At 64.9% G+C, this 21,655-nt stretch carries 21 protein-coding genes; 9 read left to right on the top strand and 12 right to left on the bottom strand.

The window, feature by feature from the left end:
* Positions 1 to 98: 98 nt before the first annotated feature.
* Positions 99 to 1,406, bottom strand: coding sequence for an adenylosuccinate lyase (gene purB, locus ASG57_RS34325; protein ID WP_057199056.1), 1,308 nt, complete (start codon positions 1,404 to 1,406; stop codon positions 99 to 101).
* Positions 1,407 to 1,994: 588 nt separating this feature from the next.
* Between purB and ASG57_RS34320 the strand changes: the two genes are divergently transcribed.
* A complete protein-coding gene (locus tag ASG57_RS34320) occupies positions 1,995 to 2,582 on the top strand; it encodes a TetR/AcrR family transcriptional regulator (protein ID WP_024340858.1) in 588 nt (195 codons plus the stop codon).
* 434 nt (positions 2,583 to 3,016) lie between these two features.
* Here ASG57_RS34320 and ASG57_RS34310 read toward each other — a convergent pair whose 3' ends face one another.
* A complete protein-coding gene (locus ASG57_RS34310; protein WP_024340856.1) occupies positions 3,017 to 3,673 on the bottom strand; it encodes a response regulator in 657 nt (218 codons plus the stop codon).
* Positions 3,674 to 3,681: 8 nt separating this feature from the next.
* A complete protein-coding gene (locus ASG57_RS34305) occupies positions 3,682 to 5,052 on the bottom strand; it encodes a sensor histidine kinase (RefSeq protein WP_024340855.1) in 1,371 nt (456 codons plus the stop codon).
* Between the two features lie 199 nt (positions 5,053 to 5,251).
* On the opposite strand from ASG57_RS34305, the gene ASG57_RS34300 reads away from it, so the two are divergent.
* The 6 genes from ASG57_RS34300 (at position 5,252) to ASG57_RS38500 (ending at position 10,031) form a co-directional block, all read left to right on the top strand.
* Positions 5,252 to 6,022, top strand: coding sequence for a MotA/TolQ/ExbB proton channel family protein (locus tag ASG57_RS34300; protein ID WP_024340854.1), 771 nt, complete (start codon positions 5,252 to 5,254; stop codon positions 6,020 to 6,022).
* Positions 6,019 to 6,690 carry a DUF2135 domain-containing protein gene (locus tag ASG57_RS34295; RefSeq protein WP_024340853.1) on the top strand — a complete coding sequence of 224 codons (672 nt, stop codon included), beginning with the start codon at positions 6,019 to 6,021 and terminating at the stop codon, positions 6,688 to 6,690. Before ASG57_RS34300 ends, ASG57_RS34295 begins: the two co-directional genes overlap by 4 nt.
* Positions 6,683 to 7,288 (top strand): hypothetical protein, encoded by a 606-nt coding sequence (locus ASG57_RS34290; protein WP_024340852.1) that lies wholly within the window; start codon positions 6,683 to 6,685, stop codon positions 7,286 to 7,288. Before ASG57_RS34295 ends, ASG57_RS34290 begins: the two co-directional genes overlap by 8 nt.
* Before the next feature lie 116 nt (positions 7,289 to 7,404).
* Positions 7,405 to 8,145 carry a metallophosphoesterase family protein gene (locus ASG57_RS34285; protein WP_024340851.1) on the top strand — a complete coding sequence of 247 codons (741 nt, stop codon included), beginning with the start codon at positions 7,405 to 7,407 and terminating at the stop codon, positions 8,143 to 8,145.
* Positions 8,146 to 8,150: 5 nt separating this feature from the next.
* A complete protein-coding gene (locus tag ASG57_RS34280; protein WP_024340850.1) occupies positions 8,151 to 9,590 on the top strand; it encodes a serine/threonine protein kinase in 1,440 nt (479 codons plus the stop codon).
* Between the two features lie 165 nt (positions 9,591 to 9,755).
* Entirely contained in the window at positions 9,756 to 10,031 is a 276-nt protein-coding gene (locus ASG57_RS38500) for a hypothetical protein (RefSeq protein WP_162250092.1), read from the top strand.
* Positions 10,032 to 10,237: 206 nt separating this feature from the next.
* Here the strand turns inward: ASG57_RS38500 and ASG57_RS34270 are convergent, their stop codons facing one another.
* Positions 10,238 to 10,837 carry a hypothetical protein gene (locus ASG57_RS34270; protein WP_024340847.1) on the bottom strand — a complete coding sequence of 200 codons (600 nt, stop codon included), beginning with the start codon at positions 10,835 to 10,837 and terminating at the stop codon, positions 10,238 to 10,240.
* Positions 10,838 to 10,884: 47 nt separating this feature from the next.
* On the bottom strand, positions 10,885 to 11,586 hold the full coding sequence (rpe, locus tag ASG57_RS34265; RefSeq protein WP_024340846.1) for a ribulose-phosphate 3-epimerase: 702 nt from the start codon (positions 11,584 to 11,586) through the stop codon (positions 10,885 to 10,887).
* A 255-nt stretch (positions 11,587 to 11,841) separates the two neighbouring features.
* Here rpe and ASG57_RS34260 point away from each other — a divergent pair, with 255 nt between their 5' ends.
* A complete protein-coding gene (locus ASG57_RS34260; protein ID WP_057199055.1) occupies positions 11,842 to 12,630 on the top strand; it encodes an EF-hand domain-containing protein in 789 nt (262 codons plus the stop codon).
* Here ASG57_RS34260 and ASG57_RS34255 read toward each other — a convergent pair whose 3' ends face one another.
* Genes ASG57_RS34255 through ASG57_RS34245 form a run of 3 tightly spaced genes read right to left on the bottom strand, consistent with a single transcriptional unit; the run spans position 12,631 to position 16,787 of the window.
* Positions 12,631 to 12,855, bottom strand: coding sequence for a KTSC domain-containing protein (locus tag ASG57_RS34255; protein ID WP_057199054.1), 225 nt, complete (start codon positions 12,853 to 12,855; stop codon positions 12,631 to 12,633).
* Between the two features lie 51 nt (positions 12,856 to 12,906).
* Complete coding sequence (locus ASG57_RS34250) at positions 12,907 to 13,902, bottom strand: P1 family peptidase (RefSeq protein WP_024340843.1); 996 nt, start codon at positions 13,900 to 13,902, stop codon at positions 12,907 to 12,909.
* Positions 13,903 to 13,961: 59 nt separating this feature from the next.
* Entirely contained in the window at positions 13,962 to 16,787 is a 2,826-nt protein-coding gene (locus ASG57_RS34245; RefSeq protein ID WP_057199053.1) for a PAS domain S-box protein, read from the bottom strand.
* A gap of 233 nt (positions 16,788 to 17,020) precedes the next feature.
* On the opposite strand from ASG57_RS34245, the gene ASG57_RS34240 reads away from it, so the two are divergent.
* On the top strand, positions 17,021 to 17,404 hold the full coding sequence (locus ASG57_RS34240; protein ID WP_024340841.1) for a response regulator: 384 nt from the start codon (positions 17,021 to 17,023) through the stop codon (positions 17,402 to 17,404).
* An 81-nt stretch (positions 17,405 to 17,485) separates the two neighbouring features.
* On the opposite strand, the gene ASG57_RS34235 is transcribed toward ASG57_RS34240, so the two are convergent.
* The 4 genes from ASG57_RS34235 to livM all read right to left on the bottom strand — a co-directional run bounded on the left by ASG57_RS34235 (position 17,486) and on the right by livM (position 21,646).
* Positions 17,486 to 18,604 (bottom strand): branched-chain amino acid ABC transporter substrate-binding protein, encoded by a 1,119-nt coding sequence (locus tag ASG57_RS34235; protein ID WP_024340840.1) that lies wholly within the window; start codon positions 18,602 to 18,604, stop codon positions 17,486 to 17,488.
* A 158-nt stretch (positions 18,605 to 18,762) separates the two neighbouring features.
* Complete coding sequence (locus tag ASG57_RS34230) at positions 18,763 to 19,500, bottom strand: ABC transporter ATP-binding protein (RefSeq protein WP_057199052.1); 738 nt, start codon at positions 19,498 to 19,500, stop codon at positions 18,763 to 18,765.
* Positions 19,497 to 20,330, bottom strand: coding sequence for an ABC transporter ATP-binding protein (locus ASG57_RS34225; RefSeq protein ID WP_024340838.1), 834 nt, complete (start codon positions 20,328 to 20,330; stop codon positions 19,497 to 19,499). The genes ASG57_RS34230 and ASG57_RS34225 overlap by 4 nt, the downstream gene beginning before the upstream one ends.
* Entirely contained in the window at positions 20,327 to 21,646 is a 1,320-nt protein-coding gene (gene livM, locus ASG57_RS34220; protein ID WP_024340837.1) for a high-affinity branched-chain amino acid ABC transporter permease LivM, read from the bottom strand. The genes ASG57_RS34225 and livM overlap by 4 nt, the downstream gene beginning before the upstream one ends.
* Positions 21,647 to 21,655 lie beyond the last annotated feature (9 nt).

The raw sequence follows: 21,655 nt of genomic DNA, 5'->3' as shown, positions 1-21,655 counted from the left end.
GCATCGGACCCGAAATCTGGAGATTGTGGCGCGAGATTCTCAGGTGCGCAATTGCGCACCCTGGTTCACGCTTCGCGTGCCCCGGAACTGCGAAAACATCAGCTCTCGCCGAACACGCGCCTGAAGATCGTATCGACGTGCTTGAGGTGATAGCCGAGGTCGAACTGCTCCTCGATTTCGGCATCCGAGAGATATTTCCTTACTTCAGTGTCCTTCTTCAGCAGCTGAAGGAAATCGCCTTCGCCGCGCCAGACCGGCATGGCGTTGCGCTGCACGAGCTTGTAGGCGTCCTCGCGGCTCGCGCCCTTCTGCGTCAGGGCCAGCAGAACGCGCTGCGAATGCACGAGGCCGCCGAGCCGGTCGAGATTCTTCTGCATGTTGGCGGGATAGACGAGAAGCTTGTCGATCAGGCCGGCCAGGCGCACCAGCGCGAAGTCGAGCGTCACTGTGGCGTCGGGACCCATCATGCGCTCGGCCGAGGAGTGCGAGATGTCGCGCTCGTGCCAGAGCACGACGTTCTCCAGCGCCGGCGTCACATAGGCGCGCACCATGCGGGAGAGGCCGGTGAGGTTCTCCGACAGCACCGGATTGCGCTTGTGCGGCATGGCGGACGAGCCCTTCTGCCCCTCCGAGAAGAATTCCTCGGCCTCCAGCACTTCGGTGCGCTGCATGTGGCGGATCTCCACCGCGATACGTTCGATCGAGGAGGCGATCACGCCGAGGGTCGAGAAATACATGGCGTGGCGGTCGCGCGGGATGACCTGGGTCGAGATCGGTTCGGGGACGAGGCCCATCGCTTTCGCGACATGCTCTTCGACGCGCGGATCGATCTGCGCAAAGGTGCCGACGGCACCCGAGATGGCGCAGGTTGCAACTTCCTTGCGCGCGGCGATCAGACGTTCCTTGGCGCGCGTGAACTCGGCATAGGCATAAGCGAGCTTGAGGCCGAAGGTCACGGGCTCGGCATGGATGCCGTGGCTGCGGCCGATGGTCGGCGTCATCTTGTGCTCGAATGCGCGCTTCTTCAGCGCGGCCAGCACCTTGTCGAGGTCGGCGAGCAACAGGTCGGCGGCGCGGGTGAGCTGGACGTTGAGGCAGGTGTCGAGCACGTCGGAGGAGGTCATGCCCTGGTGCACGAACCGCGCCTCGGGGCCGACGATCTCGGCGAGGTGGGTGAGGAAGGCGATGACATCGTGCTTGGTTTCGCGCTCGATCTCGTCGATGCGGGCGACGTCGAACACGGCGTCCTTGGCCTTGGCCCAGACCGTCCTGGCGGCCTCCTTCGGGATGGTCCCGAGCTCGGCCAGGGCATCCGCCGCATGCGCCTCGATCTCGAACCAGATCTTGAACCGGGTCTGCGGCTCCCAGATCGAGGCCATTTCCGGGCGGGTATAGCGGGGGATCATCTGAGGGCTCCAGCAAGGTAGGCGGGCGACCCGAGGGGGGCTGTGCCGGCCAGAATGTTTTTACGCCGTGACTTAACAGAGCGGGGAGGGCGAAACAAACGGCGGGAGCAACGTCGCGGGGGATGATCAGCCCGAGCAAGGGGCTGAGGGCCTCGGCCGCGGCTGGCTGGTGGGTCGCCCGCCAGCCGGGCTGGCTGGCCGCAGCAGAATCAGCGGTCAATCACGAATCATTGACTAACAGATATTGAAATCTGTCAGCGAGACATGTATATCCGTTCCCGGACGCTCCGACCGGCGTCCCGCGACAAGCCCCGGGGAGCCCGACATCCGAAGCCAATTCGGATCGGAGGGCGGATTGAAGAACGGGGACCGTGGACGAATGGAGACTTAAGACAATGACGACCGAAATCCTCAATCTCACCGGCGTGATTGGGCAGTGGCTCAATCTGCTGGTGGCGCGCCAGATCGCGGCGCAGGCTGCAAAACTGCCTCATTAGGGCATAGGCTTTCCGAACGACCGGCGAGGGCGCTTCGGAAGCAGCCCGACGGCCGGAGTTTCTGAGCCCCAAACGGGAACATGGTGCTGGCATGAATGAAGCCGTTGTTTTGACGCCGGAGCGGATCCTCGAGGTCACCGAGGATGTGCTCAGGCGGTACGGACTTGCCAAGGCCACGGTGGTCGACGTTGCCCGTGCGCTCGATGTGAGCCACGGCAGCGTCTATCGCCATTTCCCGAGCAAGGCCTCGCTGCGCGAGGCTGTTGCCAAGCGCTGGCTGGATCGCATCGATGCTCCGCTGCGCGAGATCGCCGGGGAGCAGGGTCCGGCCCCGGCCCGGCTCGAGCGCTGGCTGCGTACGCTGTTCGCCGCCAAGCGTTCGCGCGTCCTCGATGACCCCGAGATGTTCGACACCTATCTGACACTGGCGCGCGAGGCTTGCGCTGCCGTCAAATGCCACAAGGACACCATGATCGACCAGATCGCGGCGATCCTGATCGACGGCGAGAAGCAGGGCGAATTCGCTGTGGGCGACGTGAAGGAGACGGCGCGTGCGATCTTCGATGCGACCGTGCGTTTCCACCATCCGGCTCATGCCGACGAGTGGAAGGATGCCGATCTCTCGGCGCGCGTCGATGCGACGCTGACGTTGTTGCTGCGCGGTTTGAAGGCTGGGTAGGCCCGCCTGCACAACGGGTGTCGATCAACCCCTTGCCTTGTGAAGAACGCCGCCGTTGTGAGCCGGCGGCGAGATGGTCGAGCCTCTACGTGTCCGGAAAGCTGGCTCGGCGGATGGCACGACCGGCGGACTTTCCGGATATGCATTGACCGCGATTTCGACCGCGTCCTTTGACCGCTTTCGCAGGCGATGGAATGTCAGCTCCTGATCGAGCATGGGGCAGCGGAAGTGGACAACGGCGGTGTCCGGCAGGCGGCAGAGCTCGTCGATGAGCTCGCCTACTGTAATGACCGGGGGATGGTCGACTGCTTTACGGTGACCCTTACTCATGACCCTTGCCTCCTTCACTGCCGTATTAACCGGAGCCGGATCGGAACCGTTCCAACTTCATTCAGCAGATTGAGAAGATTCAAGGGCCGGGGTCAGCGGCAGCTCTACCGCCAGATTCTCGTCAACCCGCACGCCGCCGCGAGCCGCACCAGTTGCGCGTCCGTGCGCGCGCCGGTCTTGGTCTTGATGAGGTAGTGATAGTTCTGCACCGTCTTGATGCTGAGATTGAGATGCGCCGCGATCTGCTCGGTGGTGGCGCCGCCGGCGAACTGGCGCAGGATCTCGATCTCGCGTTCGCCCAGTTGATCCAGCGCTGAGCCAGCCGACAAGCTGTCCTCGGCCAGGATATGCGCGATGTCGTCGCTCATGGCGCGCTCGCCGCGGGCGACGTTGCGGATTGCGGTCACGACGGCGGAGGGCTCGCTGCTCTTGGTGACGAAGCCGCTGGCGCCGGCGTTGAAGGCGGCCTTTACCAGCACGGCCTCGTTGTGCATGGTAAAAACGAGGATCCGCGCCCGGGGGCTGCGCGCGCGAATGTTGCGGATCGCCTCCAGCCCGCTCGCGCCGGGCATCGAAATATCGAGCACGACGACGTCGGGATCATGCGCCTTGAACGCGCCGTAGGCGTCCGCGGCGTTGTCGGCTTCCGCGACGACATGCAGATCGCCCTGGCTTTCCAGCACGCGCCGATAGCCTTGCCGGACGATCGGATGGTCGTCGACCAGCAGCACGGAGATGCCTGTTGCAGCAACCTCGCTCATTCCCGGCCTCACGCGGCGAGCGGGATGGTGGCGGCGACGCTGAGGCCGCGGCGCGCCGGCAGGATCGACAGCGATCCGCCCGCGGCCGTGACGCGCTCGCGGATGCCGGTCAGGCCGAAACCGGCCGACTGCGCCACACGGGTCGCGTCGCCGCCGCCGTCGTCCTCGACCCGGATCAGCAGCGCATCATGCTGGCCGGCGCGGCGCTCGATGCGCAAGCTGATCTCGCGCGCCGCACCGTGACGCAGCGCGTTGGTCAGACACTCCTGTGCCACGCGATAGGCCGTGGTGGCGGCCGGCCCACTGATGTCGGTGAGGTCACCGCGAAGGTCGAGCTGGATCGTCGGCCGCGCCGCGCTGTGCGAGCGCCAGCTGTCGACGAGGTTGACGAGGCTTGCCTCGAGCCCGAGTTCCTCGGGCAGGGGATTGCGCAGCCGCCCGAGCGCATCGCGCAGCGAGGCCATCAGGTGATGGGTGGCTTGCGAGATCATGCGCGCGTCCTGCGCAATCGCGGTGCCGTTCTTGTCTTTCGTGCTTGCGGTTTCGATCGTGTTGGCGAAGGCAAGAATGGCGGAAAGGTTCTGCCCGAATTCGTCGTGCAGCTCGCGAGCGAGCGCGCGACGCTCGTCGTCGCGGATTTCGATCAGGCGCCGCGTCAGCGCGGCGCGCTGTTCGGTGGCCTCCTCCAGCCGGCCGCCGAGCTCGCCGACGGCGCTGCCGATCATCGCAAGCTCCATGGAGCGGAAGCGCGGCAATTTCGTCCGGTACTGACCCCGCGCCATACGTTGGAGCGCGGTGACGATGGCGCGCGCTGGAGCCAGCGCGTGCGCGATCGCGATCGAAGCCAGCAGCGCGATCGCCGCCGCCATCAGGAGCGCGACGTCGATCACGTTGTGGATGTACTCCCAGGCGAGCGAGACGGCGGCCGTGGCATCCGGCGTCGCGACCACCGTGCCCGCAGCCGCCGCGCGGGGACTGATGGGCCGTATCACCTCGGCGTGGCTGCCAAGATAGGTGGGAACAACGGCGACGAACCAGTGCGGTGGCGCCTTCCCAAGCCCCTCGCTCTGACCGCAGAGCGGCTTCTCGAATGCCGCGGCTGGCTGGAACTCGACACAGACGCCGGGCGAGATCAGTTTCATCGTCTCGAGGGTGCGCCAGTCTGGAACAGGCAGAAGATGCTCGCGCGCCCTGCTGCTGCGCAACAAGAGCTCTCGCCAATACAGCGCCTGCAGCGCCTGCGCGACCCGCTGCGCCGAGGCCGCAGTCGCCCGATCGACGCTGCGATAGGCGTCGAACGTCGCCCACACGGTCGCGGCTCCGAGGCAGAGCACGACGATAAGCAGCAGACGGGCGACAAGCTGAAGCACGAGGCGCATGCGATCACCCCCGACCTTTGGTAAGGTCAGCCTAACAACGCCGCCGCGCCTTGCCAATTGCAGGAATGCCGGGAAGTGCAGCTCGGGCAAATTTCCCAAGCCGGATTGGGCATGGGTCTTTGGACCGGGAGCGTCGGCTTTGATCTAATCGGCGAGGACACGTCGCAGGCCAGTGCTTGGAAGCCAGGAGCGGTGCAGCATGAGTTCGATGACGATTGGATCGATCGCGGGGACCACAACCGACCCGTCCGAGCGTAGCGCGCTCCTGTTCTGGATGATCTTCACCGGGCTCTCGATCTTCGCGGTCGTGCTGCTGTGGCGGTTCGGGCTGATCCACCTGATGTTGACCTCGGATCGCACCTACATTTCCGCCGTGATCGCGGCGCTCTACGTCATCACGTGTGGCCACTGCTTCCTGCGGACGCGGGCGATCGCGCGGGAGGGAGCGGCGGCGCGGCGCTGCCGCGCAGTGCTGGCGGCACCGGACGGCAGCAAGGCGCTTGATGCCAGCGCGGCGGTGCTGCCGCGCGGACTGGTGCGCGACCATATCCAGAGCCTGGTGACGAAAGCCGCGGCGCAGGACTACCGGCCGGTCGACCAGACGCTGCTGTTGCGAAATCTCGCCGATCGCTTGCGCGGCTCCAACGGCTTCGGCGCCTTCGTCTCCGATACGTTGATGAAGCTCGGTCTGCTCGGCACCATCATCGGATTCATCATCATGCTGGCGCCGATCGCGGGGCTGGATGCCGCAGACAAGGTCGCGATGCGCTCCTCGATGGGGGTGATGAGCGACGGCATGGCGGTCGCCATGTACACGACGCTGGCCGGCCTCGTCGGCTCGATCCTGATCCGCATCCAGTACTACATGCTGGACGCCGCGACGCAGCGGGTATTCTCGGACGCGGTGGTGCTGACCGAGACCTATGTGACGCCGGTGCTGGAGCGCAAAGGTTCCGGTGCGCCGTCATGATGGATGATTTCGGTCTCTATCCGCGCGAGGAGCCGTTCGACCCCCTTGGCGTGATGCTGTTCAAGGCGCTCCAGGTGATCGCGTTCCTGTTTTTCCTCGCGCTGCTCGCGGTCTCGCCGGATGCGAAGGAAGGCAAGATCGACTCCAAGGCGGAGTTCATCATCACGATGGACTGGCCGGACAATCATCCTGACGATCTCGACCTGTTCGTGCAGGATCCCGCGGGCAACATCGCCTGGTATCGCCACCGCGAGGCCGGCTTCCTCACGCTCGATCGCGACGACCGCGGCGGGGCCAATGATTTCATCATCGTCAACGGCAAGAAGATCGCCTCGCCCATCCGGGAGGAGATCGTCACCGTGCGCGGCATCGTCGCCGGCGAATACACCGTCAACATCTCGCATTTCCAGGCAACGACCGGCGAGCCCGTTACAGCGAGCGTGAAGGTGCAGAAACTCAACCCGACTGCGCAAGTGATCTTCGACAACAAGCTCGCTCTCAGCCACACCGGCGACGAGAAGACAGCGGTGCGGTTCCGGCTCGATGCCGAGGGCAAGGTCATCAATGTCGACCAGCGGCCGAAATCCCTGCTGGAGACGTTCCGCAACGTGCGCGCCAACGGCGCCGATATCGATCCCAAAACCGGCGTGAGGATGCGCCGTGAGTAATCTGCAAACGGTCGTTCTCAGCCTCTCGGTCGCCTACGCCGTGATCGGAGCGCTGCTGCTTGTCGTGCTGGTCTATGCGCGGTTGCACTGGTCGCTGAAGGCGGTCGCGGTTGTCGTGACCAGTGCCTTCTATGTCGTCAGCTTCACTGAAATGCGTGGGCTGCTCGGCTGGGCCAGCTCCGACCGGATGCCCACCGCCTTCAAGCTGCTGCAGGCCCGCATCGTCGAGCCGCATTCGCTGGAAGGTGATCCCGGTTCGATCTATTTGTGGGTCGAGGCGCTGGACGACGACAACCGCCCGAGCGGCATCCCCCGCGCCTTCCGGGTGCCGTATGACGACAGGCTGGCCGAAAAGACCCATGCCGCGCAGAACGAGATCGCAGCCGGCCATCCTCAGGGCGGACGCGCCGCGGATTTCGGCGGTGGCGACGGTAGCCTCATCGACATGGTCCGCGAATACGTGACGCCCAAGACCATTCTGGAGACCAGCGGCGGGGACTCCTCGACCGGCGAGTTCAATGCGCCGCCGGCCGGCGCACAAGGCGCCGTGTTCACCCCGCTGCCGCCGCCCCGGATGCCGCCCAAGGACGAGCGGTAGGCTCCTCGCCAAATCGCGGTGTTACGCTGGCAAAGGGCGTGGCGCTGGCGCATGGTGTTGACCTCCCTCAAATTGGCCTTCTCGGCCTTCAATAGAATCTGGAGGGTGGAGGGTGCGTGCTTCTCGCTGTCTTCTCGGATATCCACGCCAATCGGCAGGCGTTTGAGGCCTGCCTGAAGGCGGCCCGTGCGAAGGGCGCGGAGCAGTTGGTTCTGCTCGGCGATTTCGTCGGGTATGGCGCCGATCCGGAATGGGTCGTCGATACCACAATCGAGCTCGTTGCGGAGGGCGCCGTCGCCGTGCGCGGCAACCATGACCAGGCGGTCAATTCGACGGCTGAGACCATGAATGCCGAGGCGCAGATCGCAATCGAATGGACCCGAGGCCGGCTCGACACGGCGCAGCGGCGGTTTCTGGCCGAATTGCCGATGATGGTGGAGGATGAGGGCCTCCTGTTCGTGCATTCGGAAGCCTCTCACCCTCAGCGCTGGCACTATGTCCGCTCGACGACGGATGCCGCCAAGAGCCTGATCGCAACGTCGGCGCATGTGACCTTCTGCGGCCACATCCACCGCCCCGCGCTCTATTCCATGTCGGTCACGGCGAAGATGACGAGCTTCGTGCCGAAGACCGATGTCCCCGTGCAGCTGCTGCGCGGACGGCAATGGCTCGCCGTGCTCGGCTCTGTCGGCCAGCCCCGCGACGGCGATCCATCGGCGGCCTTCGCGTTGTTCGACACGGTCTCTTGCCAGATCACCTATTGCCGCGCGCCCTATGACGTCGCGGCGGCGGCAGGCAGGATCCGCGACAACGGATTGCCCTCCTGGCTCGCCGACCGGCTGTCGCAGGGACGCTGACACCGATGCCGAAACCTCTGGTCAGATCCGGCGCTGAAATCGATGGTTACACTATCGGTGAATGCGTGCATGCCGGCGGCATGGCGACGTTGTGGACCGTCACCCATCCCGGCATCGACGTGCCCCTGCTGATGAAGATCCCACGGGTATCGGAGGGCGAGGACCCGGCCGCGATCGTCTCTTTCGAGATGGAGATGATGATCCTGCCGCGGCTCGCGGGCCCGCATGTGCCGGCCTGCTTCGGCACCGGGGACTTTGCCCGCCAGGCCTATGTCGTGATCGAGCGCATCCCGGGCGCCACGCTCTACAAGCGGCTGCCCGACCTGCCGTTGCCCTATGACGAGGCGCGGCAGCTCGTCGCCAGGATCGCAACCGCGCTTGCTGATTTACACCGGCAGAACGTGATCCATCACGACATCAAGCCGAGCAGCATCATGTTCCGCGAGTCCGGCGAGGCGGTGCTGATCGACTACGGCCTGTCGCATCACAACCACCTGCCGGACCTCCTGCAGGAAGAATTTCGGCTGCCCTACGGCACTGCGCCCTATATGGCGCCCGAGCGGCTGCTTGGGGTGCGCGACGATCCGCGCAGCGACCTGTTCTCGCTCGGCGTGCTGCTCTACTTCTTCACCACGGGTGTGCGCCCCTTCGGCGAGGGAGAGACGCTGCGCGCGATGCGGCGCCGGCTGTGGCGCGACCCGCATCCGCCGCGCAAGGTCCGCCCGGACTATCCGCCCTGGCTTCAGGAAGTGGTGTTGCGGTGCCTGGAGATCGAGCCGGTCTGGCGTTATCCGACGGCGTCGCAGCTCGCCTTCGATCTCGCCCACCCCGACCAGGTCAAGCTCACCGCGCGCTCCGAGCGTGTGAAACGCGACCCGCTCAGCGTCGTCTGGCGGCGTCGCTTCAACCAGGGCGCCATGGCGCCGCGCGCGAAATCCGATGTCGCCGCTCAGATCGCATCCAGCCCGATCCTGGCAGTTGCCCTCGACGCCATGGAGGGCGCGCCGGAACTCAACGAGGCGCTGCGCGTGACCACTGAGCGTATCCTCGCGACCTTGCCGTCAGCGCGGCTGGCCTGCGTCAACGTGCTGAAGCTGAGCCGGATCGCGATCGACCGCAGCCTGGACGAGGAGGGGTCGAACAAGCATATCGACCGTCTGGTTGCGCTCCGGCATTGGGCAACGCCGCTGAAGCTGGACGAGAGTCGGCTGTCGGCGCATGTGCTTGAAGCGGTCGATCCCGCCGCCGCGATCCTGGAGTTCGCCAAGGCCAACCAGGTCGACCACGTCATCATCGGCGCGCGGCAGCACTCATTCAGGCGCATGCTGCTCGGCAGCGTGTCGGCCAAGGTGGCTGCGGAGGCGACCTGCACCGTCACGGTGGTGCGGCCGCCGCGGCTGGCCGGGGACGTCGGCGGGACAGATGCCAACGAGGCGACCGGATAGGGCTGCGTTTCCGAACGGCGGATCAGGCCGCGTGGGCGGACTGTGCGGCGCGCTTGCGGCGGATGGGCCAGGAGAATTGCGGGACGGGTTCGCCGTGATCCGCGCTGCCGCCAAAATACTGGATGATCTCGCTCGCAACTGAACAAGTTACGTGACGCGGACGCCTTGGTCATTTCCTTCAGGCAGTTCGGGCAATGCGGTTTCATGGGCGGTAGGAAAAAAGAAGTCTCAGTGTCGGTGTTGCGAGGCAAACGAATGATCGAGGTCCGAATTGTCGAGCCCGGCATCGTCATCCAGCGTGCCATCGGCGCGCTCGAAGCGACCGAAGAAATCATCAAGGTTCGGATGCGGGCGACGCGGAATACGGCACCTGCGCTTCGGCTGACGTTTCACGAGTGCGAGCCGCATGGCATCACTTCCGGCGACGATGAAGGTGGATGATGCGGGCAGGGGATGCGACCTTCACCGGTCGCGCCACGTGGAGACTGCGAGCTGCAATCGCCGCATTGACTCCGAACCACAACGCTACGCCAGTCCAAATCAGGGTCGTCGTCATGATGTGCTCCCGTCAAAAGCAGGCAGGAGCCACTTGCGGTGATTTGCACGAATCAGTGAAGTCCGGATGAGTACGGACCAAGGCTAAAGTTTCAAGCTTTGCGCGTTGCAACACCCGTAGAACCCGCAGTTCTTTCCAAGTGCGGCCGACGTATTTTGCCGGTGCGCGCATCGTCGAGGATATCCCGGATCCGTGGTGCGTCTCGGACAAAGCGAAAGCCATAGTGCCCGGTGTAGTCGGTATCGGGCGAACGGGTCGAGCGCCCTGACGCAAAGTTGAGGTGGCCGACGCCGCTGCCGATGTCGAGGATTTCGAACACTGCATCCATGGCGTCGAACGAAGTAGGGGTCACGGTGCGTCTGCTCCAGGCCGTGCGCACGATCAGCGCGCGGCGGTCGGTGATCACATAAAGCGTCTGCAGGTCTTGCAGCAGCATCACGAACGGAGCTGCAACCATCCCGACTCCAATCATTGCGAGAGGCTGGGTCGCTTGGTCGATCCAACCGTTCCCGACGGCGATGACGGTCAGCAGCAACCAGGGACATCCGATCCACCAGAGAAATCGCCACATGGCCGCGCGGGCGATGCCGTCGGGCTGCCCCTGCCAGACCACTTGCTCTCCATCCTGCAGGGCCTCGGCGAGAAGACGACGCAGCCCGGCAGAAAACAGAGTGGCGCGGAGTTCATCCATTGCCGTTGGTCGCAGCGGCCGCAGCTGCGGTTCGGACAGCCTTGGTCTCAGATCGCCTCGCCGCGTGCCCCAAGTGCCGCGTGACGGATCGCGGCGATATTGGCTTTGTAAGCGTCCTGCGTCCCACCCCTGAACACTGAGGTGCCGGCGACGAAGGCGTTGGCGCCGGCCGCCGCGAGCGCGCCGGCCACGTCGGGGCCGACGCCGCCGTCGACCTCGATGTCGATCGGACGGCCCGCCGTCATCGCGCGGATGTCGCGGATCTTGCCGATCGCGGAGGGGATGAAAGCCTGGCCGCCGAAGCCGGGATTGACCGACATCACCAGAACGAGGTCGACGAGGTCGAGAACGTATTCCAGCGCGCTGATCGGCGTTGCCGGATTGAGCGAGACGCCGGCCTTCTTGCCGAGCGCGCGGATCGCCTGGAGCGAGCGGTGCAGGTGTGGACCGGCCTCTGCATGCACGGTGATGTGGTCGCAGCCGGCCTTGGCAAAGGCCTCGAGATAGGGATCGCAGGGCGAGATCATCAGATGCGCGTCGAAGATCTTCTTCGTGTGCGGACGCATCGCCTTGATGACATCAGGGCCGTAGGAAATATTGGGAACGAAGTGCCCATCCATTACGTCGAGGTGGATCCAGTCGGCGCCTGCGGCGTCCACGGCGCGGACCTCCTCGCCCAATCTTGAGAAGTCCGAGGCCAGGATCGAGGGCGCAATGGCCAGGGGGCGGGGAGCGAAGGCTTGGGTCATGGCGCGGTTTTCCCATGGCAGGCGGACGACGAATGGCCTCGCCTAACATGGGCCTCCGCGGCCGGCAATGCAGGGGAGCCGCGCTTCCTGTGGGCGGAAATTTCTGCCGCGACCGGCACCAATTGCCGATGTTCCCGAAACTGCAAAGCGTGGTGGATTGCGGATTTCATTGAGCTTTTCCCGATGGCACGTCGCTTGCTGATCTCACCCGACAGAACATTGGCCGCGGCATGCCGCATCGGTTGGAGTTGTGCAATGTTGTTTGCCCTTGGCGCCGTCTCCATTGCGCTCAATGCGATCCAGTCGCTGACGAACTCGAAATCGTCGTCGGCGGCGGACAAGGCGGGATCGGCGCAAGGTGCGACCAATCCGTTCGCGATCGACGGCGCCAGCAGCACGTCCGGCGGTGCGAGCTCGCCGGTCAATTCGGGCAGACATCCGCAGATCTCGCCGGAGACGATGAACGCGCTGTTCGCGGCGCAGAGCCAATCGGCCGACGGCTCGGCTTCGTCGAACTCGACGTCCCCGACGTCGAAAGGTCGGGAGGCTGCGCTGAAGGATCTGTTCTCCCAGATCGATGCGGATGGCGACGGCAAGATCACCAAGTCCGAATTCGAGGACGCGCTCGGCGCCGGGGGCACCAATCTGGCGCAGGCCGACCACGTGTTCGCGAAGATGGATGCGAACTCGGACGACAGCATCAATCTCGGTGAAATGACCAAGGCGTTGACGAGCGGGCGTCAAGGCCACCAGGCGCAAGGCGCTGACGGCTCGGCTGACGCATCGGGCGGTGGGTCGGAGTCCTCGTCAAAGGCGAGCCGCGGGTCGACCTCGACGACGACGACGAATGCCGACGGCTCGACCACCACCACCGTCACCTATGCCGACGGCTTCAAGATGTCGACGACGGTGCCGGGCGCACATCGCGGTCCGATGGCGAACGGAGGCGGCAATTCGCCCTATGACTGGTTTGGGCAGATGATGCAGCGCCAGGCGCAGTCCGGTTCCGCGACCGCGTCTTCTTCGATGTCGATAAGCGTGTGATCAGGACTCGGTCTGATCCGCGTAGTCATGCGTGATCTCGCGATAGGCAAAGCGGTCACGGATGTGCAGGTTGAAGAAAGTGCCCTTTGATCGCGCTTCCCGGAACGCGGCCGCGACCTCGGGCGGAACGTCCTCGTAGACATAGACCCGTCCGGTGACGAAAGTCACCTGCAGCTCGCGTGTGTCCGGGGCATAGCGGAAGAAGCGGATCACGGAAGACGGCATGACGGCGCACCTTGGGCTCCGTCGGGTAACGCCGTGCCCGCCGCTTCGTTTCTAGTCGTATCTGTCCTTCCACGCCGGTAGTGCCCCTGGAAATGGCAGTGCGGTCGCGTTGTACACGCCGCTTGCGATCGCGCGTGCGACAACGTTGGCAGCGACCATGCCGAGCTCGGTGAGCTCCACCAGCGGCTCGATCGGCTTCTCGCAGGTGGCCGCGGCGAACAGCACGTCGCCGTCCAGCGGAGCGTGCACCGGGTAGATCGCGCGGGCAAATCCGGTCTGTGCGATCATCGCGAGCCGCTTGGCCTGGGCCTTGCTCAGAATCGCGTCGGTGACGACGACGCCGATCGTGGTGTTCTCGCGCTCGCTGGCAGCCGGCCCGCCCTTGATGCGCATCGCCAGCATGTCGGGCGTGAACGCAGACGGCAGACCGCGTCCGCCGAACTCGCCGTTTTCCTCGAACGGCGCGGCCCAGAACCATGGGCCGTTGCCGATGGTGACGCTGCCGACGGCGTTCACCACCATGATCGCGGCGACCTTGAGGCCGTTCGTGGTCACGGCCGATGCCGAGCCGATGCCGCCCTTGAAGGTGGCGGTGGTGGCGCCCAGCCCGGCACCGACGCTGCCGAGCGCGAAGTCGGTGCCGGCGGCGGCAGCGGCGGCATAGCCGAGATCGCGATATGGCGAGAAGCGGCCCCAGGCCTTGTCGCCGCCGTTGAGGAGGTCGAACACGATCGCCCCCGGGACGACGGGGATCACGGCCTCACGGATCCTGAAGCCGCGCCCCTGTTCGGCGAGCCAGGCCTGCACGCCCCCGCCGGCATCGAGGCCGAAAGCGGAGCCGCCGGAGAGTGCGATCGCATCGACGCGTTCGACGGTGTTGGCCAGATCGAGCAGTGCATCCTCGCGCGTGCCGGGACCGCCGCCCCGGACGTCGATCGCGGCGATCGCGGGAGAATCGAAGATGACCGCGGTCGCGCCGGAAGCGACTTTCGCATCTTCGGCATGACCGACCCGGACGCCGGCGATGTCGGTGAGCAGGTTTTTCAAGACAGCCTCGTGAACTGAGAGCAATTTGCGATCTGCGATAGCGCAGCGATGGCGCAGGCTCAACTGGCGAGCGCCGTCCTGAGCATTTTGGCGAGCTCGGACTTGCGGTAGGGCTTGGCCAGCAGCAGCACGCCGGAATCGAGACGGCCATGATGGACGATGGCGTTCTCCGTGTAGCCCGAGGTGAACAACGTCTTCAGGTTGGGGCGGCGCCTGGCCGCTTCGTCAGCAAGCTGGCGGCCGTTCATGTTGCCAGGCATGATGATGTCGGTGAAGAGCAGGTCGATGGTCGCGTCGCCGTCGATGATCTTGAGGGCCTCGGCGCCATTGGCGGCCTCGAGCGCGGTATAGCCGAGGCTCCTGACCTGCGTCACGACATACTGCCGGACCAGCGCGTCGTCCTCGACGATCAGGATCTTCTCGTCACCCCCGGCGATGGGTGCGTTCTGGAGCGCCTCGAACTCGGTCTCCTGCACCCCGGTCGAGCGGGGCAGATAGATCTTCACGCTCGTGCCGTGGCCTTCCTCGCTGTAGATCTTGATGTGGCCGCCCGACTGTTTGACGAAGCCGAACACCATGCTGAGGCCAAGGCCAGTGCCCTTGCCGACCTCCTTGGTGGTGAAGAAGGGATCGAAGACCCGGTCGATCAGCTCTGCGGGAATCCCGCTGCCGGTGTCGCTGACGGCGATCATCACGTAGTTGCCGGCGGCCACGTCGGGATTCATGCTGGCATAGCCGTCGTCGAGGAAGATGTTGCGGGTCTCCAGCACCAGCGTGCCGCCATCGGGCATGGCGTCGCGCGCGTTCAGCGCGAGATTGAGGATCGCGGTGGACAGCTGGCCCGGATCGACCAGGGTCGGCCAGGCATCCTCCGTGAGCTGCGGCATGATCGTGATCTGCTCGCCGAGCGTCGGATGCAAGAGCTTGGCGGCATCGAGCACCAGCGCATTGACGTCGATCTCGCGCGGCCGGAGCGGCTGCTTGCGGGCAAAGGCGAGCAGGTGCTTGGTCAGCTGCGCGCCGCGCTCGGCCGCGTCGTCGATCAGCCTGGTAATAGCGGCGAGCTCGGGCCGGTCAGCCACGGCATCGCTGAGTATGCCGATCGTGCCCGTGATGACGGTCAGCACGTTGTTGAAGTCGTGGGCGACGCCTCCGGTCAACTGACCGATCGAGTCCATTTTCTGGACGTGCCGGAACTGGGCTTCGGCAGCCTGCTTGTCGGTGAGGTCCCGGCCGATGAAGAAGTGGCGCTTTACCGGCTCGGACCAAGTGCCCATCCAGTTCAGCGCGACCTCGTGGCCGTCATAGTGATAGTAGCGCGCCTCGAAGCTGCGCTTGGCCGCGCCGCGACGGGCTGCGCGCATCTCGTTCCGCGTCTTATCGAGATCGTCGGGATGAATGAATTCGGTCGCGCTGTGCCCGACCATGTCCTCGGGGCTGTAGCCGAGAATGTTCTTCACGCTCGGGCTGACCTGCACGAAATTACCATAGCCGTCGGTGACCAGGATCAGATCCTGCGATGTCTCGAAGATGCGCTGGCGTTCCTCCGTCTCGCGGCGCAGCTTCTCTCTCGCCTGCTTTTCTTCGGTGATGTCGTGGGCGATCTTGGAGGCACCAATGATCTCTCCCTCATCGGTCCGCAGCGGTGAGATGTTGAGGACGACGTCGAGCGGGCGGCCGTCTTTCCGGATTCGGGTCGTCTCGTGCTGTGCGATCGACTCGTTGCTGGCGATACGGTTGAGGATGCTCCTGACTTCGCCCTTGCGATCCGGCGGCACGATGATGTCAATCGACTTGCCGATGGCCTCGGCGGCGGAATAGCCGAACAGATGCTCGGCGGCCTTGTTCCAGCCGGTGATGATGCCATCCAGCGATTTCGTGATGATGGCGTCATTGGACGACTCAATCACTGCGCCGTACAGCGCGAGGCGCTTGCCGTAATAGTCGCGCTCCGATGCCGATTGCTGGCGCAGCCTCCCGAGGAGGCTCACTGTGTGCGCCTGGAGACGCACGTTCTCGATCAGAAGTACCGCCAGCACGAAGGTCGCCGCGGCGAGGCCGTAGAGCCGGCCGGCATAGAAGCCGAGATCGAACCGGGCGACGTTGACGATCGCCGACAGCGCGATGTCGAACAGCCAGGCGCACATGACCACCATCAGCCAGACGTCGATCACCGAATGCGGTCTGCGGAACCAGAGCGAGACCAGCGCCGCAAAGCTCAGCGACCACACGAACGACACGACTCCGATCATGGTCGGCGTATAGTGGCCGTCGCGCAGCAGCACCGGCAGCAGATCGTGTTGGGCGGTGACGATCCAGGTGAAGACGGCCATCGTCGCGATGACGCCGAGCACACTGGCGTAGATCGCGGTGCTTGCCGCGCCGCGGACGCGAGGGCCACCGTCCTTTTCCTTCAGCCAGGCATAACCCATGACACACAGGGGAAAGCCGGCGTGCCAGATCATGTAGAGCCAGACCGTGGTCTGCCCCCCTGCGCCAAAGAGCCCCGTCGGCGCAAACAGTCCGGGGAAGGTGAGGGCATGAACCAGGGCCGCCGCGGCTGTGAAGAGATAGCCGGTCGCGAGCCACAGCAGCGCGCGTGTCCGCAAGACCACGAATTGTGACAGCAGCAGCACGGCGGTGACGATGTCGCTCACGGCGAGTGCCGATTGGTAGCTTGCGACGAAGGCCGGGACGGGCAGGAGAGGGGTCCCCGCGAAGGGCACGGCCGCTACGAACAGGAGGGAGGACACGCCCACAATCGTCAATGCTGCGGTGCGGTCGGCCGAAGTGGCGGGCAGGGTCGAGAGAGATGTGCTTCGCTCGATCGTCGCGGGCACGTCCACCTCTCGTGGGGCGGTCTTGAGCGAGTCGGGCTTGTGCATCTCCGCTGGTCTCATTCGGCTGGACAGTCCGTTCATGGGTGCGGGTTCTGGGCGCGGGTCTGGAACAGACCGGTCACGACTCAACCGAAGGTTATAGCTTACCTAATCTCCGTGGGAGCTCGGAACAGGGATCAGGTAAGGTGCGCTTTACTGGGCGGTGCCACAATGCCCCTCCGCTGCGGCGGGTTCCAGGTCTGAGTCAGATGATTTGATTTCGATATCGGGAGTTCCCCATGCCTCGCGTTCTCATCATCGATGACCAGAAGGACGTGCGCGCGATGATCGCGATCGTGCTCCGGGTTAATCATTTCGAGGTGGTGGAGGCCGAAAGCGGTGCGGCAGGTCTGAAAGCCTTCGCGGAAAGCGCTTGTGACGCAGCGATCGTCGACATCTTCCTCGGTGACGCCAGCGGAGCCGACGTCATTGCCGCCCTGCGCGAACACGCGCCGGCGCTCCCCGTCGTTGCGGTGTCCGGAATGACGACACTTGATTTCATCGATCAATCGCCCAGCCTGGCCAACGTGGTCTGCCTGCAAAAGCCGTTTCGGCCGAGCGATCTCCTGCAGGCATTGCGGAATGCCCAGGCCGCGACCAGCGCGCTGCCCGCCGCCGTTTGATCCTGCCGCAAGAAAAAACGCCCCGGCTTGAGCCGGGGCGCGGCGTTGATTGATAACGGCCCAAAGGCTCGTCTAGCGCGCTCAGGTGCCGTTGCCGCTGATCTCGGCGTAGCCGCCCTTGGCATCCCATTTGTAGACGACGTAGTCGATCTGCTTGATGTCGCCCTTGGCGTCATACTCGATTGGGCCGATCACGGTGTCCCATTTGCCGGCCTTCATCGCCGCCATCACTTTCTTGGCGTCGGTGGTGCCGGCCTTCTTGGCCGCCTGCGACCACACCTGCATCGCCGCATAGGTGTAGAGGGTGTAGCCCTCAGGGTCGATGTTCTTGGCCTTGAAAGCCTCGACGATCTTCTTCGCGGTCGGCTTGTTGCGCGGGTCGGGGCCGAAGGTGAACAGCGTGCCTTCGCCGGCCGGGCCGGTGATGGAGGCGTACTCCTTGTCGGCGAGCGCGTCGCCGGCCATCAGCACGGTCTTGAGGCCCTGATCGCGCATCTGACGCAGGATCAAGCCGCTCTCCTGATGATAGCCGCCGACATAGACGAGGTCGATGTTGTCGCGCTTCAGGCGCGAGACGATCGCGTTGAAGTCCTTGTCGCCCTTGTTATAGGACTCGTACATCTTCTCGGTGACGCCGGCCTTGTTGAGCGCCTTCTTGGTCTCGTCGGCAAGACCCTTGCCATAGGTGGTCTTGTCGTTGAGAATCGCGATGTTCTTGCCCTTGTAGTTCTTGGCGATGTACTGCGCGGCGATCAGGCCCTGCTGATCGTCGCGGCCGCAGACGCGAGCCACGTTCCAGAGCTTGCGCTCGGTGAACAGCGGGTTGGTCGAGGCCGGCGTGATCTGGAGCACGTTGCCGTCGGCATAGGCTTCCGAAGCCGGGATCGACGACGACGAGCAATAGTGCCCGGCCACGAAGGGAATCTTGGCGCCGGCGATCTTCTCCGCGATCGAGCGGGCCTGCTTCGGGTCGCAGGCGTCGTCCTCGACCGAAAGCGCGAGCTTCTTGCCATTGACGCCGCCGGCGGCGTTGATATCGGCCACGGCCATCTCGGCGCCGTTCTTCATCTGGCGTCCGAAGGCGGACTCGCCGCCGGTCATCGGGCCTGCGACTGCGACGGTGACATCCTGCGCGAATGCCGCGCTCGACAGGGCGAGCGATGCGCCGAATGCCAGACCGATGAGCTTCAGTGATTTCATGAGATACCTCGCGGGTGGTCGCCTGTGGAAGTTGCCGGGCAGGCCCGGTTCAAACCGGCGCCATTCTTGAATGAATCCGGCGAGAAGTCACCGGCAAAATACGGGCATTGCGGAGATATCGCGCCGCATCCGGCCGCACTCGTCGGCCTTCGGTCTCGTCAGCCGTGGCGACCGCCTTCCAGATAGGCGGCGCGAATCTCGGGGCGCTGCAGCAGTTCGGTGCCGGTCCCCGCCAGTGTGATCAGGCCATTGACCATGACATAACCCCGATGAGCGAGCTTGAGTGCATGGTTGGCGTTCTGCTCGACGATCAGGACGGTCAACCCGTCCTGCCGGTTCAGGGTGCGGATTGCGTCGAAGATCTGTCGCGCTATCAGCGGTGCGAGCCCGAGCGAGGGCTCGTCGAGCAGGAGCAGCCGCGGGCGGCTCATCAGCGCGCGGCCGATGGCCAGCATCTGCTGCTCGCCGCCGGACAGGGTTCCACCGCGCTGGGCGTAGCGTTCCTTCAGACGCGGAAACAGCGTGAACACGCGTTGCAGTGTCGTCTCGCGCTCAGCCTCGGTGCAGTCGGTGGCGTCCGCCCCCATCTGGAGGTTTTCCGCCACGCTCATGCGCGGGAAGATGCGGCGCCCCTCCGGCGATTGCGCGATCCGCAGGTGGGCGATCTCGTGAGTGGGCACGTGGGTGATGTCGCGGCCTTCATAGAGGATCTGGCCGGCGCGAGCGCGCGGCTTGCCGAAGATCGTCATCATCAGCGTCGACTTGCCGGCGCCGTTGGCGCCGATCAGCGCCACGATCTCCCCGGCATTGATCTCGAAGTCAACGCCCTTCAGCGCCTCGATCTTTCCGTAGGCGGCGCGAAGACCGCGGATCGCGAGCAGCGGCACCGAGGTCACGACGGGCTCTCCATCACGGCTACGGCCTCGTCCTCGTCTGCGCCGAGATAGGCGGCGATCACCTTCGGGTCGTTGCGGACGTCGCGCGGCGTGCCTTCCGCGATCTTGACGCCATGGTCCATCACCACGACGTGGTCGGAGATCTCCATCACCACCGACATGTCGTGCTCGATCAGCAGGATCGAGGTGCCGAGTTCGTCCCGGATCGAAAGCAGGAGCTCGCTCAAGGCCGCGCTTTCGCGCGCGTTGAGGCCGGCGGCGGGTTCGTCCAGGCACAGCAGGGCGGGCTCGGTGCACATTGCGCGCGCGATCTCGAGCCGGCGCTGGTCGCCATAGGCGAAATTGCCGGCGGCATCGTCGGCGCGGTCGAGCAGATTGACCCGCTTCAGCCAGTCGGTGGCGAGGTCGATTGCGCGCTTTTCGGCGTCGCGGTATGCGGGGACGCCGAGGAGACCGAGGAGCGTGTAACCCGAGGCGCGCATCAAGGCGTTGTGCTGGGCCACCATCAGGTTCTCCAGCGCGGTCATGCCGGGAAACAGGCGGATGTTCTGGAAGGTGCGCGCGACCTTGGCTTGCTTGGCGATGCGAAAATCGTTCAGCCGCTCCAGCGCGATCACTCTGCCGTCGTCATGGGTGAGGCGAATGGCACCAGCGCTTGGCTTGTAGAAGCCGGTGATGCAGTTGAAGACGGTGGTCTTTCCGGCGCCGTTCGGCCCGATCAGCGCGGTGATCTTCTTGCGCTCTGCCGACAATGACAAGTCCTGCACGGCGACGATGCCGCCGAAGCGCATGGTCAGCCGCTCGACGCTGAGAATCTTGTCGCCGCTCATCCGTGCCCTTCCTTGACGAGGTCGGAGGAGATCGCTTGCGCCTTGGTCAGATACACGGTGGGTGCGCGATGGCCGACCAGGCCGCGCGGCCGCCAGATCATGATCAGCACCATGGCCATGCCGAACACCAGCATGCGGTAGCTCTCGAGGCCGCGGAACAGCTCGAATCCGCCGATCATGGCGAGAGCTGCGAGCGCCACGCCGAGCTGCGAGCCCATGCCGCCGAGCACGACGATGGCGAGGACCAGCGCCGATTCCTGGAAGGTGAAGGATTCCGGGCTGATGAAGCCCTGGCGGGTGGCAAAGAACGCACCGGCGAAGCCGCCGAACATGGCGCCGGTTGCGAACGCCGTGAGCTTGGTGGTCGTGGTGTTGATGCCGAGCGCGCGGCAGGCGACCTCGTCCTCGCGCAGGGCTTCCCAGGCCCGCCCGACGGGGAGCCGGCGCAGGCGGATCGTCACCCAGTTGGTGACCAGCGCCAGCGCCAGGATCAGGTAGAACAGGAAGACGATGCGGTGGGTCGCCGAATACTCGATGCCAAGCCTTGCGGCGAGCCCTTCATCGCTGTTGTCCAGCGGGATGCCGAAGAAGGAGGGACGGGGAATGCCGGAGACGCCGTTCGGGCCGCCCGTCAGATCCTGCCAATTGATGATGACGAGCCGGATGATCTCGCCGAATGCGAGAGTCACGATGGCGAGATAGTCGCCGCGTAGGCGGAGCACGGGGAAGCCGAGCAGAACGCCCCAGAAGGCGGCGAGAATGCCGGCGAGCGGCAGGCAGATCCAGAACGACCAGCCGAAATTGGTGGCGAGCAGTCCGTAGGAATAGGCGCCGACCGCATAGAAAGCGACATAGCCGAGGTCGAGAAGGCCGGCGAGCCCGACCACGACGTTCAATCCCCAGCCCAGCATGACGTAGGTGAGAACGAGGATCGCAAGGTCCAGAATGTAGCGCTGGTCATAGAAGATCACAGGCACCAGCAGGGTGAAGATCAAAAGCGCCGGCGCGAGATAGCGGCCGATGAAGGATATGCCGCTCTGCACCGCCGGCGGCACCAGCTTCTCGGCGCCGGTCGAACCGATCCATTGCCGCAAGAGCTCCATCACGATCGAGCCCCCGAACACGACGGCGACGAGGGCGGCAACCTCTCCGAATCGCGTCCAGTAGGTGAGCTGGCCGTCCGGGCCCGCCTCGGTGCGGATGCCGACCATCAGCGAGAACAGCACCAGCGCGACGAGGGCGTTGATGAAGGCTGTCTTGAGGAGGGCCGGGATGCCCGTTGCAGGTTTGGCCGTATTGGTCGAAGGGATTGTCACGCGGCCGGT

Source organism: Bradyrhizobium sp. Leaf396 (assembly GCF_001424605.1).
GTDB lineage: Bacteria > Pseudomonadota > Alphaproteobacteria > Rhizobiales > Xanthobacteraceae > Bradyrhizobium > Bradyrhizobium japonicum_C.
Note: the sequence above shows the minus strand (reverse complement) of the source record. Positions and strands in the feature narration are given on the sequence as shown.

Excerpts from the sequence above, each read along its gene's own strand:
- ASG57_RS34255 (WP_057199054.1), bottom strand. The coding sequence starts at position 12,855 with ATGCCGTCTTCCGTGATCCGCTTCTTCCGCTATGCCCCGGACACACGC.
- ASG57_RS34300 (WP_024340854.1), top strand. The coding sequence starts at position 5,252 with ATGAGTTCGATGACGATTGGATCGATCGCGGGGACCACAACCGACCCG.
- ASG57_RS34305 (WP_024340855.1), bottom strand. The coding sequence starts at position 5,052 with ATGCGCCTCGTGCTTCAGCTTGTCGCCCGTCTGCTGCTTATCGTCGTG.
- ASG57_RS34240 (WP_024340841.1), top strand. The coding sequence starts at position 17,021 with ATGCCTCGCGTTCTCATCATCGATGACCAGAAGGACGTGCGCGCGATG.
- ASG57_RS34280 (WP_024340850.1), top strand. The coding sequence starts at position 8,151 with ATGCCGAAACCTCTGGTCAGATCCGGCGCTGAAATCGATGGTTACACT.
- rpe (WP_024340846.1), bottom strand. The coding sequence starts at position 11,586 with ATGACCCAAGCCTTCGCTCCCCGCCCCCTGGCCATTGCGCCCTCGATC.
- ASG57_RS34270 (WP_024340847.1), bottom strand. The coding sequence starts at position 10,837 with ATGGATGAACTCCGCGCCACTCTGTTTTCTGCCGGGCTGCGTCGTCTT.
- ASG57_RS34320 (WP_024340858.1), top strand. The coding sequence starts at position 1,995 with ATGAATGAAGCCGTTGTTTTGACGCCGGAGCGGATCCTCGAGGTCACC.
- ASG57_RS34260 (WP_057199055.1), top strand. The coding sequence starts at position 11,842 with ATGTTGTTTGCCCTTGGCGCCGTCTCCATTGCGCTCAATGCGATCCAG.
- ASG57_RS34295 (WP_024340853.1), top strand. The coding sequence starts at position 6,019 with ATGATGGATGATTTCGGTCTCTATCCGCGCGAGGAGCCGTTCGACCCC.
- ASG57_RS34245 (WP_057199053.1), bottom strand. The coding sequence starts at position 16,787 with ATGCACAAGCCCGACTCGCTCAAGACCGCCCCACGAGAGGTGGACGTG.
- ASG57_RS34235 (WP_024340840.1), bottom strand. The coding sequence starts at position 18,604 with ATGAAATCACTGAAGCTCATCGGTCTGGCATTCGGCGCATCGCTCGCC.
- purB (WP_057199056.1), bottom strand. The coding sequence starts at position 1,406 with ATGATCCCCCGCTATACCCGCCCGGAAATGGCCTCGATCTGGGAGCCG.
- ASG57_RS34225 (WP_024340838.1), bottom strand. The coding sequence starts at position 20,330 with ATGAGCGGCGACAAGATTCTCAGCGTCGAGCGGCTGACCATGCGCTTC.
- ASG57_RS34310 (WP_024340856.1), bottom strand. The coding sequence starts at position 3,673 with ATGAGCGAGGTTGCTGCAACAGGCATCTCCGTGCTGCTGGTCGACGAC.